This window comes from Asticcacaulis sp. P2_B1 (assembly GCF_056404915.1).
In genome coordinates, this window is the sequence record NZ_JBFUDD010000001.1 from 58,206 (window position 1) to 75,082 (window position 16,877).

General features: G+C 60.4%; 19 protein-coding genes. 9 read left to right on the top strand and 10 right to left on the bottom strand.

The genetic code is table 11. The features are described 5' to 3' along the window. Position 1: 1 nt before the first annotated feature. Positions 2-793: a TrmH family RNA methyltransferase gene (locus AC1DX3_RS00280; protein WP_476987225.1), complete on the bottom strand. Its 792-nt coding sequence runs from the start codon at positions 791-793 to the stop codon at positions 2-4. Next, positions 786-1,706, bottom strand: coding sequence for a class I SAM-dependent methyltransferase (locus AC1DX3_RS00285; protein WP_476987226.1), 921 nt, complete (start codon positions 1,704-1,706; stop codon positions 786-788). Before AC1DX3_RS00285 ends, AC1DX3_RS00280 begins: the two co-directional genes overlap by 8 nt. A gap of 128 nt (positions 1,707-1,834) precedes the next feature. Between AC1DX3_RS00285 and AC1DX3_RS00290 the strand changes: the two genes are divergently transcribed. Genes AC1DX3_RS00290 through AC1DX3_RS00300 form a run of 3 tightly spaced genes read left to right on the top strand, consistent with a single transcriptional unit; the run spans position 1,835 to position 4,397 of the window. After that, complete coding sequence (locus AC1DX3_RS00290) at positions 1,835-2,644, top strand: ABC transporter substrate-binding protein (protein ID WP_476987227.1); 810 nt, start codon at positions 1,835-1,837, stop codon at positions 2,642-2,644. Further along, on the top strand, positions 2,641-3,639 hold the full coding sequence (locus tag AC1DX3_RS00295; protein ID WP_476987228.1) for a FecCD family ABC transporter permease: 999 nt from the start codon (positions 2,641-2,643) through the stop codon (positions 3,637-3,639). Before AC1DX3_RS00290 ends, AC1DX3_RS00295 begins: the two co-directional genes overlap by 4 nt. Then, positions 3,624-4,397, top strand: coding sequence for an ABC transporter ATP-binding protein (locus AC1DX3_RS00300; RefSeq protein ID WP_476987229.1), 774 nt, complete (start codon positions 3,624-3,626; stop codon positions 4,395-4,397). The genes AC1DX3_RS00295 and AC1DX3_RS00300 overlap by 16 nt, the downstream gene beginning before the upstream one ends. 1 nt (position 4,398) lies before the next feature. Here the strand turns inward: AC1DX3_RS00300 and AC1DX3_RS00305 are convergent, their stop codons facing one another. Beyond that, a complete protein-coding gene (locus AC1DX3_RS00305; RefSeq protein ID WP_476987230.1) occupies positions 4,399-6,750 on the bottom strand; it encodes a lytic transglycosylase domain-containing protein in 2,352 nt (783 codons plus the stop codon). Between the two features lie 223 nt (positions 6,751-6,973). On the opposite strand from AC1DX3_RS00305, the gene dapA reads away from it, so the two are divergent. From dapA to AC1DX3_RS00325, 4 genes are all read left to right on the top strand, one after another. Beyond that, positions 6,974-7,882 carry a 4-hydroxy-tetrahydrodipicolinate synthase gene (dapA, locus tag AC1DX3_RS00310; RefSeq protein ID WP_476987231.1) on the top strand — a complete coding sequence of 303 codons (909 nt, stop codon included), beginning with the start codon at positions 6,974-6,976 and terminating at the stop codon, positions 7,880-7,882. Beyond that, entirely contained in the window at positions 7,882-8,352 is a 471-nt protein-coding gene (smpB, locus tag AC1DX3_RS00315; protein ID WP_476987232.1) for an SsrA-binding protein SmpB, read from the top strand. Before dapA ends, smpB begins: the two co-directional genes overlap by 1 nt. 46 nt (positions 8,353-8,398) lie before the next feature. Beyond that, positions 8,399-9,112, top strand: coding sequence for an SHOCT domain-containing protein (locus tag AC1DX3_RS00320; protein ID WP_476987233.1), 714 nt, complete (start codon positions 8,399-8,401; stop codon positions 9,110-9,112). 105 nt (positions 9,113-9,217) lie between these two features. Beyond that, the gene (locus AC1DX3_RS00325) at positions 9,218-9,730 is read left to right on the top strand and encodes a cupin domain-containing protein (protein WP_476987234.1); all 513 of its coding nucleotides are present in this window, start codon (positions 9,218-9,220) and stop codon (positions 9,728-9,730) included. On the opposite strand, the gene AC1DX3_RS00330 is transcribed toward AC1DX3_RS00325, so the two are convergent. The 4 genes from AC1DX3_RS00330 to AC1DX3_RS00345 all read right to left on the bottom strand — a co-directional run bounded on the left by AC1DX3_RS00330 (position 9,712) and on the right by AC1DX3_RS00345 (position 12,071). After that, positions 9,712-10,257, bottom strand: a complete 546-nt coding sequence (locus AC1DX3_RS00330) for a tetratricopeptide repeat protein (RefSeq protein ID WP_476987235.1) — start codon at positions 10,255-10,257, stop codon at positions 9,712-9,714. The genes AC1DX3_RS00325 and AC1DX3_RS00330 overlap by 19 nt on opposite strands. Continuing rightward, positions 10,254-10,970, bottom strand: coding sequence for a uracil-DNA glycosylase (locus AC1DX3_RS00335; protein WP_476987236.1), 717 nt, complete (start codon positions 10,968-10,970; stop codon positions 10,254-10,256). The genes AC1DX3_RS00330 and AC1DX3_RS00335 overlap by 4 nt, the downstream gene beginning before the upstream one ends. A gap of 18 nt (positions 10,971-10,988) precedes the next feature. Continuing rightward, entirely contained in the window at positions 10,989-11,369 is a 381-nt protein-coding gene (locus AC1DX3_RS00340) for a VOC family protein (RefSeq protein WP_476987237.1), read from the bottom strand. Positions 11,370-11,480: 111 nt separating this feature from the next. Beyond that, the gene (locus tag AC1DX3_RS00345; RefSeq protein ID WP_476987238.1) at positions 11,481-12,071 is read right to left on the bottom strand and encodes a LabA-like NYN domain-containing protein; all 591 of its coding nucleotides are present in this window, start codon (positions 12,069-12,071) and stop codon (positions 11,481-11,483) included. 51 nt (positions 12,072-12,122) lie between these two features. Here AC1DX3_RS00345 and folK point away from each other — a divergent pair, with 51 nt between their 5' ends. Next, positions 12,123-12,641, top strand: a complete 519-nt coding sequence (folK, locus tag AC1DX3_RS00350) for a 2-amino-4-hydroxy-6-hydroxymethyldihydropteridine diphosphokinase (RefSeq protein WP_476987239.1) — start codon at positions 12,123-12,125, stop codon at positions 12,639-12,641. A 98-nt stretch (positions 12,642-12,739) separates the two neighbouring features. Here folK and AC1DX3_RS00355 read toward each other — a convergent pair whose 3' ends face one another. After that, positions 12,740-13,747 (bottom strand): DMT family transporter, encoded by a 1,008-nt coding sequence (locus AC1DX3_RS00355; RefSeq protein WP_476987240.1) that lies wholly within the window; start codon positions 13,745-13,747, stop codon positions 12,740-12,742. 290 nt (positions 13,748-14,037) lie between these two features. On the opposite strand from AC1DX3_RS00355, the gene AC1DX3_RS00360 reads away from it, so the two are divergent. Continuing rightward, on the top strand, positions 14,038-14,466 hold the full coding sequence (locus AC1DX3_RS00360; RefSeq protein WP_476987241.1) for a thermonuclease family protein: 429 nt from the start codon (positions 14,038-14,040) through the stop codon (positions 14,464-14,466). On the opposite strand, the gene AC1DX3_RS00365 is transcribed toward AC1DX3_RS00360, so the two are convergent. After that, positions 14,463-14,963 (bottom strand): hypothetical protein, encoded by a 501-nt coding sequence (locus tag AC1DX3_RS00365; protein ID WP_476987242.1) that lies wholly within the window; start codon positions 14,961-14,963, stop codon positions 14,463-14,465. The genes AC1DX3_RS00360 and AC1DX3_RS00365 overlap by 4 nt on opposite strands. A 209-nt stretch (positions 14,964-15,172) precedes the next feature. Continuing rightward, positions 15,173-16,843, bottom strand: a complete 1,671-nt coding sequence (gene leuA / locus AC1DX3_RS00370; RefSeq protein ID WP_476987243.1) for a 2-isopropylmalate synthase — start codon at positions 16,841-16,843, stop codon at positions 15,173-15,175. Positions 16,844-16,877: the final 34 nt, after the last annotated feature.

A 16,877-nucleotide genomic window follows, 5' to 3' on the forward strand; every position in this document is an offset into this window, starting at 1 on the left:
CCTACAGCCCTTGGGCGGCGTAAATCATAATGCCCGTCGCCACCGACAGGTTGAGGCTGTCGGCCCGGCCGCGCATCGGGATCTTGACGTTGGTATCGCAGATCGCCGCCACTTCCGGCGTCAGGCCGGATTGCTCCGTCCCCATCAAAACAAGGGTCGGGCGACGGTATTCCGCCGTGCGATGATTATGCGTAGCGGTCAACAGGGTACCGACGACCGAGCCGGTCCAGCGCGACCGGTCGGCCAGGAACTCATCACGTGTACATTTGACGATCGGCAGGGCGAAGATCGAGCCCATGGTGGCGCGCACGGTCTCGACCGAAAACGGATCGACGCAGTCGCCGATCAGGATGACTCCGCCAATGCCCGCCGCATCGGCGGTGCGGATGATGGTGCCGAGATTACCGGGGTCGCGCACCTGTTCCAGCGCCACCCAGACCTCGGCCGAGGACGGCTCAATATCGCTCAACTGTCGGATCACCTGGGCGAAGACGGCGATCACCATCTGCGGGTTGTCCTTGCGCGAAATTTTCTCAAGGATTTCGCGGGTTACTTCAAGAACCTCACCATGTGTCTTAAGCGTCTCGGCGATGGCGCGGTCCAACAATGGATGGCGGTCGGCGTCCTTGCCATAGACCAGTATCTGTGGCGCAAAGCCTTGATCCAAGGCATCGACAATGATCTTCAAACCTTCAGCGAGGAACTGCCCGGTCGCTTCACGCTCCTTGCGCATGTGCAGCGCGCGAATGTCCTTGATCGTCTGGTTGGTCAGCGAGGTGATCGTCTTAATCACGCAGCCACCTCGCAAAAAACGACAGGCCGATCTCCCGCGGAGCCACATCGGCCGCCCGCAAGCCCTTGGGCGCCTTGGCATCCTCGATCAGGGTCAGTTCGCCGTAGTCGATGCGTCCATCTTTTGCGGGGCCGACGGCTTCGGCGACGAGGTGCGCCAGAGCCGGGCCCGACACCCGCGCCGCATAGGCATTCAGCAACAGAAAAGCCGCATCGTCCGACAGCAGCTGCGCGCACAGATGGATCATTTCCGGCAGGTCTTCGAACAACCGCCATACCTCACCGGTCGGACCGCGGCCATATTTCGGCGGATCGAGGATGATGCCTTCATATTTCGAACCGCGCTTGACCTCGCGTTGGACGTACTTGCGTGCGTCCTCGCAGATCCACCGCACCGGTGCCTCGGACAAACCCGACAAAGCGGCATTGTCACGCGCCCAACCGATGGCCTTTTTCGAGGCGTCGACATGGGTGACCTTGGCGCCGGCGGCCGCCGCCACCAAACTGGCGACGCCGGTATAGCCGAACAGATTGAGCACGCGCATGCCCGGCCGCGCGGCGACGGCTTTCTGTTGCCACGCCCAATTGGCAGCCTGTTCGGGAAAGAAGGCGAGGTGGCGGAAATTGGTGAAACGGCCGTAGAACTTGACCTTGTCCCAGCCCAAAACCCATTGCTCTGCCGGCTTGCGATTGAAGCGCCAATTGCCTTCGTCGTCCTCGCCCTGCGGATCGAAGGTGGCGTCGGCCTTGTCCCATAAGGCCGGATATTTCGGCGCCCACCAACATTGCGGCTCCGGCCGGATAACCAGATACTCGCCATAGCGTTCCAGCTTCTTGCCGTCGCCGGAATCGATTAACGCATAGTCGGCCCACGGCCGGGTGCGCAAGGTGATAGGAAGGTCGCTGATGATCATGTGTTTCCGCATAGGCGGATGGCGCCTTTTCGGCAAGGTTTTTATGGCGCAAAACGACGCCTTTGCCTGTACGTCGCGCGCAGAATCCCTGTACAGCCGTACGAACTAAACCGGTGGCGGGCGGCATATTGAAACACCTCATCTCCATTTGCCTTGCCCATCTGCTGGCCGCCCTGCTGTTCGCCTTGCCGGCGGCCGCGGATCCGCAGCGCATCGTCTCCCTGGATGGCTGTGCCGATCAATATGTCCTGGGCCTGGCGCCTTTGGCCCACGTCGTGGCTGTCTCCGACCGCGCCACCTTGCCCGAATCCTGGTTTCGCGATCGCGTCGGCGCCATCCGCAAGGTCAAACCCAAGCTGGAAACCATTCTGGCCCTGCGCCCCGATGCCGTCGTTCGCACCTGGGGTGGTGATGCCAAGCTGCTTCAGGCGCTGCAACGCTATGGCATAAAGGTTATCAATATCAATGAGGTGTCGACCTATTCTGCTGCGAAAGATGAACTTTTTCGCGTCGGCCATGAGATGAATGAGGACGCCAGCGCCAGCATCGAGGCCCATAATTTCGACGACGCCATGGACGGCATCCGCGACATCGGCCACGGCCGCTCCGTGCTCTACTACACCCCGTCAGGCTATACCGCCGGCCCGGATACCATGCAGGGCGACATGCTGAGAAAGCTGGGTTTCCGTCTTGAGACTCAGGATAAGGGATACGCCTACCTGTCGCCGGAGGTCCTCCTGAGCTTGAAACCCGACGTCTTCGCCCTCGGCTTTTACGACGACCGTTACGCCATGCGCCGTGTGCCTGGGCGCAATCCGCTGGTTCGCGCTGCGATAGCCCGTACCCGCCACTTCACCATTCCCGCCCGCGCCCTGGCCTGCAACGGTTGGTACACGGTCTACGACCTCGAAAACCTGTCGCTGCGAGGCGTGCCGTGATTCACCTCAGCAATTTCACGATCAATGTCGCCCTAGCCGCCACGATCGCGGTCCTGCTCCTGGTCCTGATGGCCTTCGGTGATGTGACCCTGGACGGCACGGCCTGGGTCGGCGCCCTGTTGCATCCCCATTCCCTCGGCGCCGAAATCGTCTGGGGCATCCGCCTGCCGCGCAACCTGACCGCCGTCGGTGTGGGCGCCATGCTGGGCATGAGCGGCGCCATGATGCAAGGCTTGCTGCGTAACCCGCTGGCCGAACCCGGCTTGCTCGGCGTTTCTGCCGGCGCCGGTCTGGGTGCGTCCCTGGCCATCGTGTTCGGTCTCGGTCTCGTCCCGTTCGTTGTCGAGGGCGCCGCCCTCCTGGGCGCGGCCGCCGTTGCCGTTCTGCTGATCGTCTTCGTCCAGCGCTTTCCGCAACGCCAGTCCCTGATCCTGCTCGGCGTTGGCCTGTCCGCCTTCTGCGGCGCCCTGATGTCGCTCGTTTTCAACCTGTCGCCGTCGCCCGTCACGACCGCGGAAATCATAGGCTGGATGATGGGCAGCGTCGAAAACCGCAGCTGGTACGACGTGTTGTGGTGCATGATCGGCCTCGCTGCCGTGAGCCTGTTGTCCCTTCGTCTCGGCAAGGGGCTGCGCTTCCTGACCCTGGGCGAGGAGACGGCGCGATCCATGGGCATCGACATGACCCGCCTGACCCAAATCATCGTCATCGGTTCCAGCCTGTTGGCCGGTCTGTCGGTAGCAGTCGCCGGCATTATCGGTTTCGTCGGCCTGGCGGCCCCGCACTTTATCCGCGCACTGGGTATCAAGGATCCCTATCGCCTGATCTGGCCGTCGGCCCTGGCCGGCGGTTTGATGGTCCTGGCGGCCGACGGTCTGGTGCGCATCATTCCGGCCTCGGGCGATCTGCGGCTCGGTGTCCTGACCTCGCTGATCGGGGCGCCCTTGTTCGCCGTGCTGGCCTATCGCAGCGCCAAATCATGGATGCAGGACTGATGGCGCTCGATCTCACAGATGTCAGTGTCAAATTGGGCGGCCAAACCGTCGTCGAAGCGGTCACCGCGTCCCTGGCGCCGGGCAGGCTCTATATCATGGTCGGCCCCAATGGCGCCGGCAAGACCACCCTGCTGAAGGCCATGGCTGCGCTCTTGCCGTTAAGTGCTGGAACCATAAAGCTAAACGACATCGACGTGACCCGGATGCCCTACGGCCGGCGCGCCGACCACATCGCCTATTTGCCCCAGGATCGCAATATCGCCTGGGACCTGAGCTGCGTCGATGTCGCCGCCCTCGGCGCCCAGCACCTGACGCCCGATCTGGCGCGGCAAAAAGCCTTTGCCGAGCTCCAGGCCCTGGGCCTTCAGGAAGTCGGCGATCGCGGCGTCTTCGGCCTGTCTGGCGGTCAGCGCGCCCGTGTCCTGCTGGCCCGCGTCCTGGTGTCGTCCGCCCAGGTCCTGCTGCTCGACGAGCCCCTGATAGCGCTCGATCCAGCCTGGCAGAGACAGGTTCTGATCCGCCTGAAACAACGCGCCGCGGCCGGCGAAACGGTGATCCTCAGCCTGCATGACCTGCACCTGGCCGCGCAATTCGCCGACGAAGTCCTGCTGATGCACAAGGGCCGCCTGATCAAGCAGGCCACGGCCGAAATCGTCTTTACACCCAGCTATTTGGCGGATGTTTTTAATCTGAAAGGCGAGCTGGTTGTCGCCGGAGAGCAAAGGGCCTTACGGCTCGAAAGCCTGCCCCTTCTTTAGCCTACTTCCGCTTCTTCTTTTTCGCCGGCGCCGCCTTCTTGGCCGGTGTCGCCTTCTTTTTCGCCGCGGGTTTAGCGGACGCCTTGGCCGGCGTCGTCCTCACCGCGGGAGGATCGGCGATCGGCCGCATGGTTGTCGTACCGGACGCCAAGGCCGCCGCGGCCGCACCATCCGTCGTCTGGGCCTTCTGATAGTCGAGATAATTGACCGGAGCGTCCGGAGCCGAACCGTCGCCGATATCACTGTCATCGAAGCCGCCGATCGGCACCGGCATGCCACGCGTTACGTCGGCCATGGCCGTCAACGGGGCCGTGCCGCCGTTCAACCGCGCACGATAGATGCGCATGTTCTCGGTCACCCGCATCATATAGTTGCGCGTTTCGCCAAAGGGATGGCACTCGATGAAAAACAGCGCATCGGCGGTTGGGCCGCGCGGATCGCCGCAATCGCCGATCCAGGTGTTCATGCGGCTGGGGCCAGCATTGTAACTGGCGGCGGCCATGATGTAGGAGCCGTCGAAATGGTCGACCAACTCACCGAGATGATGGGCGCCCAACGACATATTGTAGTCGGCTTCATACAGCCGCGCCTCGCTCCAGGGCATGCCGAGGCGCCTCGCCACCGCCTTGGCGGTCGACGGAATCAACTGCATCATGCCCTTGGCATTGGCGCCGGAACGGACGCTGGGGTCGAAGCCGCTTTCCTGACGCGTGATGGCCAGGACGAAGGCTTTTTCCGGCCCCTGAACGTCCGGGACATTGCGCAGCGGATAGGCGCGTTCCGGCAGGTAGAAGCCGCGCTGCATCGACATCCGCGCCACCTTCATCGCGATTTCCTGACTGTCGAAATTGGCCGTCATATCGACCAATAATGCCTCTTCTTCGGCATTGGGCAGGATGGTGTCGAGCGTCAGGATGATCTGGCGGAACAGGTCGGTTTCGCCGAGACTGCCCAGGATCCGTGCCGCCTGGACCATGTCGCGGCTGTTGAAGCGATCGCGGTCGGCGGCCGACGGGATCGGGTCCTTGCCGAGCACGATCTGTTTGACGCCGGCCTTTTCCGCCGCCAATTGGCCGTAGAAGGCATAGATATATTGCCCGCCCTTAGCGTAATAGGCCTGGGCTGTCGCCGCATCATTCTGGGCGGCGTCGTTGCGCGCTTCATAGGCGCGGCCCAGCCAGTAATTGGCCCGCCCCTGGGTGATCGGTGACGTGCCGGCCGTGCTCAGGGCCTGGAAATGCGAGATCGCCGCTTCCTTGTCGTTCAGTTTGGTCAGGGCGATCCAGCCGGCGAAAAACTCGGCTTCGGCCATGCTTTCGCCCGGCGAGAAGCCCCCGCCGTTCATCGCCGCATAGGCGGCGCGATAGTCGTGCGCTTTCAAGGCCGCCTTGAAATAGGCCAGCCGCAACAGATAGATCTGTGACGCCGCATCGGGCGAAGCCGAGGCCGGCGGCAAATCCGGCAACAACGCGAAGCCCAACGGCTCCAGCCCCTTGCCGGACAGATATTTCGCCCGGGCGAAGGCCAGGACCTTATTGTGCGGATCGCCTGCCAGGGCGGTTTGATAGAGACCGTCGGCGCCCGCGGCGGAGGTCCGCATGGCGATGACGGCATTGCCGACGTCGCGCTGATGCGCATCGGCATAGGCGCCCATGTCGCGAATGGCCTGGGACGGACCGCTTTGGGTGTTCAACTCCAGGCAGGCCATGCGGGCGGCATGGTCGTCCTGGGTCAGGTAACCGCCGAACGCCTGATAAAAATTGGCCTGGGCGTTGGAATCGAAGATATGCGACCGCCACCATGTCTTGGCCAGGGCCGCGGCATCGTCGCGCCGCGCCAGATTGCCATAGGCGTTGATCAGGGCGGTGGCGCCGTCGACGCTTTGCGGCGGCGAGCCCTGGAACCAGTCGACAACCTGCTGAGCCGTCATGCCCGACATGGCCATCTGTTTTTCAGCGGCGATCTGACGCTTGACCTCGCGCGGCCAGCCCCACAGATCGCGGCGCGCCGCGTCCAGACTGGCGAAGCTGTAGATATTGCCGTCATTATTGATGATCGCCCAGGTGACGATCTTGCGGGCCACCGGATTGCTCAATGTATGCCCCAGCGAGTCGGCCTGGGTGAAATTGCGCGACTTGACCGCCTGCAGCGCCATTTCCAGCATCTGCGAGTCCGAATCGGACAGCATGGAGGACGAATAGGCGCCGGGTTGCGCCGGCTGCATGGGCTGGCTTGACGGCGGGGGCAGGGTGGATGGGCCGGTCGCCTGATACGGAATCGGCGCCGATGGCGTATCCTGGGCTGCCACGGATTGCAGGCCCAATAAACTCAGTGCACTGACGCTCAAGGCCATTGTGGCTTTACGCCATCTGTTTGTGCTGTGCGGCGGTCGTTGGCTGGTCATCGGGTCCCCGTATATTTGGTCAATAGGACTATAGGCGATAGTTTCTTTTTATAAAGACATTGCAGCAACAGCTTTGTCGTCATAAGGCTAATTTCTCCATAATGTGATCGGCTGATGATCAATTAGCCACAGATCGACGCGTACAATTTACGGACCCCAGAAAACCACCAAGATGACTGCCAATCCCTTACAGCCCCTCTTCCGCGGCGTGATTACCGCCCTGGTGACGCCCTTCCGCAACGGTGAGGTCGATTACGACGCCTTCGAGAACCTGATCGAGTATCAGATCAAGGGCGGCGTCCACGGCGTCGTCCCCGTCGGCACGACCGGTGAAACCTCGACCCTCAGCATGGAAGAGCACAAGGCGATCGTAAAACTTTGCGTCGAAAAGGCCCGCGGCCGGATCAAGGTCATAGCCGGCGCCGGCTCCAACAACACCGCGGAATCGCTCGACCTGGCGCGCCACGCCAAGGAGGTCGGCGCCGACGCCGTCCTGGTCGTCGCGCCCTATTATAACCGCCCCTCGCAGGAAGGTTTATATCAGCATTTCAAGGCCTTGAACGATCATGTTCAGATTCCGGTTATGCTGTACAATGTCCCCAGCCGCACCGTCGTCGACATGAGCAACGAGACGATCGTCCGTTTGTCCAAGCTGCCTAACATCGTCGGCATCAAGGACGCCACCGGCGCGCTCGATCGCATGAGCCAGCTGCGTGTCGAAATCGACGGCAATTTTTCCTTTATCTCCGGCGACGACCCGACCCTTCTGGGCTACATGGCCCATGGCGGTCATGGCGTGATTTCGGTGACATCGAACGTGGCCCCGGCCGCCGTCGTCGCCATGTATAATGCCGTTAGCCAGGGCGCGATGGACGCCGCCTTGCAATGGCAAGACAAGCTGATCCGCCTGCATAAGGTCCTGTTCGCCGACTCGTCGCCGTCGCCGACCAAATACGCCATGAGCCGTCTCGGTCTGTGCACGGACGAAGTCCGTTTGCCGATCGTCGCCTGTTCCCAGGCCGTCCGTCCGTTGGTCGATCAAGCCATGGCCATTGCCGGCCTGGAGCTGGAGCCCGCGTAATGGACGTCATCTCCGTCGCCAAGGTCATCGCCGACAATCGCCGGGCGCGCTTCGACTATTTCCTCGAAGACAACCGCGAAGCCGGCATCGCCTTGACCGGCACCGAGGTCAAGAGCCTGCGCATGGGCCGCGCCAATATCGCCGAATCCTATGTCAGCATCGAAGACGGCGACGACCTGTACCTGATCAATGCCGACATCCCGCCCTACGGCCAGGCCAACCGCTTCAACCACGAACCGCGCCGTAAACGTAAGCTGCTGATGCACCGCAAGGAGATCAGCCGGCTGATGATCTCGATCCAGCGCGAAGGCATGACCATCATCCCGACCAAACTCTATTTCAACGACCGCGGCCTGGTGAAGCTGGAAATCGCCCTGGCCAAGGGCAAGAAAAACCACGACAAGCGCGAAGCCACCGCCGAACGCGACTGGGCGCGGGACAAGGCCCGCCTGATGCGCGACAAGGGCTGACGGTTAACGAAGCGCATAGCCGATTTTCGTCGAGGGGAGCGAAAACATGGACGGTAGCGAAACCATACCACCATATCAGATGGATGCGTCAGATTGGATCACCCTGCTTGTGCTCGCCGTCCCCGTTGTGGCGGTCATTGTCTGGCTGCTCATCGGCCAGGCCAAACGAGCGCGGCAATCCCAGGCCAACCTGGCCGAGGTTACCCGCCTCCAGGCCAAGTACAAGGACTATAAGCTCTACGTTTCGCCCATCGATCTGACATTTATCGGCATAAATCTTGATCTCGCATCGTTTGTCCTCGGAAGCGCCTCGCGCGAGCGCGTCTACACCTTCGACCAGTTTATCGATGCGAAGGTCTTGCAGGACGCGTCCGACGAAACCAGAACCTCGGGCTACAACTATCAGGGCGGAAGCTATACCGCCACGAGCCGGACCTATTACATCGTCTCAAAGCTCGACCTGAAAATTACCGTTTCGGATACCGAAACACCGGTTCAGGTCGTCAACTTCTATCAGGCCAACGGCGCCGTGTGGCAGGATCTGGACGCCCAGATAGACCTGGTGAACAAGGTCGTGGGCTATCTTAACGCTATCTTGCACGATCGCCGGCAGGCACTTGCCGCGGCCGCTAAGGATGACGACGCTGTCGACGACACCGCCGACGAACTGCAAAAGCTGTGGGACCTTTGCCAAGCCGGCGCCCTGACGACCGAAGAATTTGAAACCATGAAGGCAAAACTGCTGCGTAAAAAGCGATGACCGGCGGCGAAATGGCCGAGGTAATGCTTATCGACAGCGAAGTCATACAATACTGAATATTGATGCCGTCGCGCTCATCCTGTCTCCCAGCCAAAGGAGGCCGCCATGCCCGATACAGCCCAACCCGCCAAATCCCCCGTCCTCAACATCAACGACGCCGAACTGATGCCGCGGCCCCCGCAGATGGCCCCGACGGGCCCAGCCGCCGAGCGCTTTGACGGCGCCCGCGTCGCCTTGATCGGCAAGGCCCTGGGTGCGCAAAAACTGGGCTACAGCGTTATCGCCGTGCCACCTGGCAAACGCGCCTTTCCGTTTCACAATCACCGCAGCAACGAAGAGATGTTCTACATCCTGGAAGGCGAGGGCACGCTCCGTTTCGGCGCCACCACCTATCCCGTCAAGGCCGGCGATGTCATAGCCTGCGTGCCCGGCGACGAAAGCGTGGCCCACCAATTCGTCAATACTGGCACGGCCGAACTGAAATATCTCGCTGTCTCGACCAACCTCTTGCCCGACGTCGCCGACTATCCCGACTCCGGCAAGTTCGGTGTCCTCGACAATGGTTTCAGCTTTATTGGTCGCAAGGATAAGCAGGTGCCTTATTGGGAAGGCGAATAGCCATCGAGATGGGCCCGGCATTCGGCGATGCCGGCCTCAACCTGGGCCTCGCTGTAATACGCCAAAGCTTCCGACCAAAACGCCATGGCCCTGTCCATCCGGCCAAGCGCTTCATTCAGCAGGGCCAAAGGGCGTAAGGTGTTGGCGATGGCCAGGGACTCCTTGGTCGGAAGGTCGCGATAGATATCCAGGGCGGACAGCAGGTGGGTCTCCGCCTTTGAGATATCGCCGTTTTCGCGCTGAATATCGCCAAGATGACGCAGGCAATGGGCGATGGCCAGGTTGCGCCCAAGATGCCGATAGCACTCGATGGCTTCTTCATACAAATCAATCGCTTCGGATGGATTATTGAGGTCACGCTTGATTTGCGCCAATTTGCTGACGTACTCAGCATGGATATCTTCATCGCTAATGTCGACATTGAGCTCGAAAGCCTGGTTCAAAAGGCTTTCCGCATCGTTGAACCGCCCCTCGTGGCGCGCTTCGTTGGCCTGCTTGAACATTGCCCTGATCTTCTTTTCGGTCATGACAAACCCTCGCGAGCCCGATCAAAAATGTCTTTGAAACCATCAACCGTCAGTCGGCCGGTGTTCATATTAAGCCGCGAGCAATGATATGAATTGATCACCCGGTAACCAGCCATGTCCGCCGTGACGCCATGGCCGCCGGACATCGCAGCGGCGCCAAAACCCAGGGCTTGTAAGACATTCCTTCGCGCAACATCGCCTAGAGTCACGATGACTCGAAGCCGTTTCATCTCACCGATCGAGGCCGCCAGGTTCCGCCGGCACGTCGCCTGTTCCAGCGGTGTCGGGGCATTGCCTGGCGGTGCGCACAGGACGGCATTGGTGATGCGGCAGTCGATCAAGCGGATATCGTCGCGCCCATCATCGCTGTAGGTACCGCTGGCAAACCCGGTTCGCATCAAGGTCTCGAACAGCATCCGTCCCGCGGCATCGCCGGTAAATACCCGGCCCGTGCGATTGCCGCCCAATCGTCCTGGCGCCAAACCGACGATCAAGACCCGCGCATCGGCGTCACCGAAAGGGGGGGCCGGCGCGTTATGCCAATCGGGATTCGCCGCCCTGTTGTCCGCGCGGTAATCGACAAGCCGCGGACACAGGCAACAGCCAACGGCGAATGAATTTATTTCATCGCCGTTGGCAGCGGGCAAGCGCCCGCCCGAGCTGTTGCGAGGAGCCATGCGGCGATTGAGCTCATTAGATTCATGAATGGTCATCCTTTATGACCATTCATGTCAGACATGCTGGGACAGCGACAGCAGATTGCCGTCCGGATCCTTGAACCACGCCACCTTGTCGCCGCTGGGCGCCGTCCAAACGCCGTGCGCCGTCTGGGCGTCGCCAAAGAAGTCGTAGTGTTCGAACACCACGCCCTTGGCGGTCAGGCCGAAGACCTTGTCATCGACATTGACGACCTGCCAACCGAACACCGTATAAGGTGCGACGACGATCTGCGGCGGCTTAGCCAGCCGGATGAGGGTCGATCCCGATCGTAGAACCAGAGCGAAATCGTCCTGAGCATAGACCTGCAGGCCCAGGACGCCTTCGTAAAATGCCCGCGCCTTGTCGTAGTCGCTGACGGCGATAAAGCCCATGGGGGTTGCGTCGCTGAGCATGGTCGCACCTCGGAATAAGGGATTCACAGGTTACGCAAATTCTACGCCCGACCACGGGTTAGGCGCCACAAATTACCGCGGTCCCGCCAAAACATCTGCGTGATCCGGCCCTTACACCGTCTCTTCGAAATCCTCTTCGGGGCTGAGGAATTTTGGCGGCGAGGTATGGGCCTGACGCGGACGCCCGACGACGCTGGCCAAATCGGCCAGGTCGACAAAGGTATCGGCCTGACGGCGCAACTCGTCCGATGTCATGGGCGGCGAAGACTTGACGGTCGAGACGACGGTGACGCGCGCGCCCTTACGCTGCACGGCCTCGATCAGGCGGCGGAAGTCGCCGTCGCCGGAAAACAGCACCAGATGGTCGGCCGTCCCGGCCATTTCCATCATGTCGCAGGCGATTTCGATATCCATATCGCCGCGCCAACGCTTGCGGCCCTGGGAATCGACGTATTCCTTGGCCGTCTTGGTGACGAGGGCGAAACCGTTATAGTCGAGCCAGTCGACCAGGGGGCGGATCGGTGAGTAATCGTCGCCTTCTACAAGAGCGGTATAGTAGTACGCGCGGATCAATATTCCACGCTTGCGGAATTCGTCGAGCAGCTTACGATAGTCGATATCGAAGTTGAGGGCTTTCGCGGCGGAATAGAGGTTGGCGCCGTCGATAAACAGCGCGATCCGATCGGTTGGGTAAAAGCTCATTTCAGAAATACTTTCTCTTGAAAATGTGCGGTTAAAATAAAGGCGGTATGCATGGGCTTCGACCACGAGACAATCTTGATTGCCTACGGTTCCAACTTGTCTTTCGGCCCGGAATCTGCATCGCAAGCTTTCGCCTTGGTTGTCAAGACATTGCAGGGAAGGGGGATAATTGTTAACAATATTTCACGTTTGTGGGCATCGAAGGCGTGGCCGGATGAAAGTGACCCTCCCTATGTCAACGCTGTCATAGCCGCCGCAAGCGAACTGGAACCGCTTGATTTACTTGCACTTTTGCATGAAATCGAACGCGAAGGCGGACGTATTCGCGACGGACGCAGAAATGCTCCGCGTACGCTCGATCTTGACCTGATCGCGTACGGTCGCAGAATTGTGAATACCGAAGCCTTAACCCTACCTCATCCACGCGCTCACGATCGCGGTTTTGTCATGGGACCATTGGCGGAGATCCTGCCGGATTGGATTCATCCCACCCTGAACGAAACCGCAGAAAATCTCCGCAAAAACATCACTGTCGGCACCGATGCTCACCCGATAGACAAAGGAAAATAATCATATTTCACCYGCCCCGCCTGCGGGGAAGGTGGCATTTCGCTTGCGAAATGACGGAAGGGGGGACGGTCATATTCCAAAAGTCGGGAAGTCGACTTTTAACTCCGCTCCGCCTCGACGACCGCGCGCTTAGCCCTTTGATCCAGCCACGTGTACAACCCGACCCCCACCAGAACCAGCAAGGTCCCGCAGATATCCGCCACGCTGACATGTTGCCGTAATATCAACGCACTCAGAGCCAGAGTAAAAATCGGATTGACGAAACTGATGATCGCATTGGCCTGCGACGAAATGTGGCTCAGCGCGAAATTGGTCAAATAGCTCGGCAATACCGTCGCCCCGATGGCCAGGCCCAGCACCAGGCTGAACAAGCCGGGCGTCATATGAATATCGCTGATCCTGTGCACGACAAAAAAATGCACCCCCATCGCAATGCCGGCGCCGCTCATGGCCCATGAGGTAAATAACGACGGCCCCATACGCGTGATCAAAGGCTTGGCCAGCAACAGATAAAGCGCAAACGCCAGCGATGAGATCATGCACCAGCTGGCGCCGATAACCACGCCCGAACCATAGGTCGACAGATCGGTGAGGAAGACAAAACCCAGGCCGATATAGCTGATGGCGAACGCCCACACCGCCGACAAGCGCATCGGCTGCTTGAACAAAGCGGCGCCGAACAGGATGACGAACAACGGGTAAGTAAACAGGATCAGGCGTTCGAACTGCGGCGACAGGGTGCGCAGGCCCTCGAAATCGGTATAGCTGGCGATCCAGTAACCGAGCGCCCCAACCGCCAGGGTCTTAATATAAAGGTCCGGCCGTGCCGTGATCCTGGGCAGTGTAACTTCGCCGCGCGACCGCTTGACCCACCAGGTCGCAATACCGAAGGCGACGAAAAACGGCGTCGCCATGGCCAGACGTAGCGCCATCAGGGTCGAGGCATCGATATCGTAATTGTAGGCCAGCTTGATCCAGATGCCCTTGCCGGCGAACAGAAACGCCCCGAGCGCGGCCATGACATAGCCGCCCCAGATGAGCCACCATTGCCTCTGTTGGGAGGGTGGCTTTTGCTGGACGGGGAGGGGGGCGCTGTCTCTGGGCATCGAAAGGGCCTTTTACGGGCACCTTGTCGCGGTTTGGGTGCCCCGGTTACGGGAGGGGCACTGCGAGTTTACACAGGCCTCAGGATTTTTTGCGCAGATTGAGGCGCACATTCTGGCACGCCCAAATGAGGCGCGAGAGAATGTCCATCTGAACGAGGACCTGGCGGGTGGCGAATTGTGTAAACATGGTGCGTGCCTTATAGGTTCGGACGGGCCTTGGCAACCGCCAGCCATGAGGAATCCGAATGTCGCGTTCAATCTGTGTTGCACTTTGTATGGCGGCCTGTGTGATGGCCGGCAACGCGGACGCCAAACCCGTCGTGTTGAAAGGCCATGCCGAGGCCGTCGACGGCGACACTCTGATGCTGAACGGCAAGCGCATCCGTCTGTTCGGCGTCGACGCTTTCGAGTGGGATCAGACCTGCGGCAAATTTGCTTGCGGAGCGCAAGCGGATAGAGCGCTAAGCTTGCTGATCGCAAGTCAATCGATAACTTGCGAACGGCAAGATATTGATCCGTACGGCCGAACGGTTGCGATTTGCAAGACATCGGCCGGCGTTGACATCGGTGGCGAAATGGTTCGCCGAGGCCTGGCCGTCGCCTATCGCACCTTCTCCATGAAATATCTGCCGGACGAAGCCTATGCCAAGGCTCATCACGCCGGAGCCTGGGCCTACGGCTTCCAAAGCCCGCTCGATTACCGAAAGAGCAGGGATTAGCCTTTCAGCTTCCTCACGGCCGCACGCCACATCGCGCCCGGGACCGCAGGCGTCGTTTCACCAAGATGCAGCAACTCCTGCAGGATCGCTGTCAAATCACCGGCGCTGCCCGGCAGGTTCAAATGCAGGATCTCCAGCTTACGGCGCAGGCTCGAATAGGCGTTGGCGGCGTTGAAATGGTTCTGCGACCGTTCGCCCCAACGCTGCACGGCCTGCAGAACCGAAATCAGCGACACGGCACCGCCCAAAACAAAGATCGCCGCGTTGATCAAGGTGCTGTGGGGTTGATAAACCGCCTGATACAAAACGGGCAGGGCCGCCAATAACGACACCAGGAAACCGCCGATCAAGGTGGCGATCGTCGACAACTGGTTCAGCATGTCGAAACGGTTCGTCGCCGCCCAATGGGCATGGGCCGAATGACGCACGCGCGTTTCCGTTTCATGCAGAATCCGCATGAAGTCGTCGGTCACTACGGTGTCGTGCGGGTCCCCCATGCGGGCATATTAGCGTGGTTAACCGGCTCAGTAAAGGAAAGTCGCAGGGGTCGCGGACCCCTGCACCCCATACGTTATTCAGGATTAAGAACAGTCTTCGCAGCCCTTAAAAAGAGCCCCCGAAGTGGGGCTCTTTTTAAGGGCTATAAAGGTTGCTTTACCCGAAAAACTTACGGGGTGTGGGGGCTGTGCCCCCACGTCTTCCCTTACTAAACCGCGTTCGCCGCGCTCAATATCGCCTTCACGGACGCCGTCGCGACATCCGAGTCGATCCCGACGCCGAAGACATGCCGGTCGTCGTGCGTCTTGCATTCGACATAGGCCACCGCCTGGCTTTCGCTGCCGGTATTGAGCGCGTGCTCGGCATAATCCAGCACTTCCAGCCCCAGGTCGTAGTGCGAATTCAGCCCGCGCACGACGCTCGAGATCAGCCCGTTGCCATGCCCGACGACCGAGGTCTCCAGGCCGTCCTTGATGATGCGGCCGACAAAGGTCCGGGTGGCGCCTGAACGCACCGGCCCCTTGTGATCATATTCGATCAGCTCGTATTTTTGCCCGCCGGTCAAACCATAGGCCGCCTGAAACGCCGTCCATATATCGGCGCCGGTCACCTCTTTTGCCGAGGCGTCGGTGATGTCCTGGACCTTGCGTGAGAAATCTACCTGAAACCTGCGGGGAAGCTTCAGGCCATGATTTTGTTCAAGTATCCACGCTATCCCCCCTTTCCCCGATTGCGAGTTGACGCGGATAACGGCCTCGTAGCTTTCGCCCAAGTCGGCCGGATCGATCGGCAAATAGGGCATCTCCCACACATCGTCATTGCGCTGGGCATGGGCGGCAAAGCCCTTCTTGATGGCGTCCTGATGCGATCCGGAAAAGGCGGTGAAGACCAGTTCGCCGGCATAGGGGTGACGCGGATGCACGGGGATATTGTTGCAATGAACGACGGTGCTGACAATCTCCGCCATATTGGAAAAATCGAGTCCCGGCGACACGCCCTGAGTATAGAGGTTGAGCCCGAGCGTCACCAGATCGACATTGCCCGTGCGCTCGCCATTGCCGAACAGACAGCCTTCGACGCGATCGCCGCCGGCCAGCAGAGCCAGCTCCGCCGCGGCCGTACCCGTGCCGCGGTCATTGTGCGGATGCAGGCTGATAACGACGCTGTCACGACGCGAGACGCGGCGGCAGAACCACTCGATCTGGTCGGCATAAATATGCGGACCGGCGACTTCCACCGTCGCCGGCAGGTTCAAGATCAATGGCTTTTCCGGCGTCGGCTGGATAACGGCAATCACCGCTTCACAGACTTCCAAGGCGAATTCCGGCTCAGTGGCCGTAAAGGTTTCCGGCGAATATTCGAACATCCATTCGGTCTTCGGCTGCAAAGCGGCTTCGTCGCGCAGCCAGGTCGCGCCCTTGACGGCCAAGGCCAACACATCGGCCTTTTCCATGTCGAAGACGACGCGGCGGAACAGCGGCGAGGTGGCGTTGTACAGATGCACGATCGCCCGCTTGGCACCGCGCAGGGATTCGAACGAGCGCTTGATCAGGTCCTCGCGCGACTGCGTCAGCACCTGGATGGTGACGTCGTCGGGGATCAGGTCTTCCTCGATCAGCTTGCGCACGAAGTCGAACTCGGTCTGCGACGCCGACGGAAAGCCGACCTCGATTTCCTTCAAACCCATTTTGACCAGCAACTTGAAGAAGGTCATCTTCTTCTCGACATCCATCGGATCGGCCAGCGCCTGATTGCCGTCTCGCAGATCGGTCGACAGCCAGCGCGGCGCCTTGGTCGCCGTTTGCGACGGCCAGGTCCGGTCGGACATGTCGAAACCCGGTACGAACGGGCGGTATTTGGACGATGGGTCTTTTAGCATGACGGGCACTCGGTTCAGGTTCGCATCGCTCTAG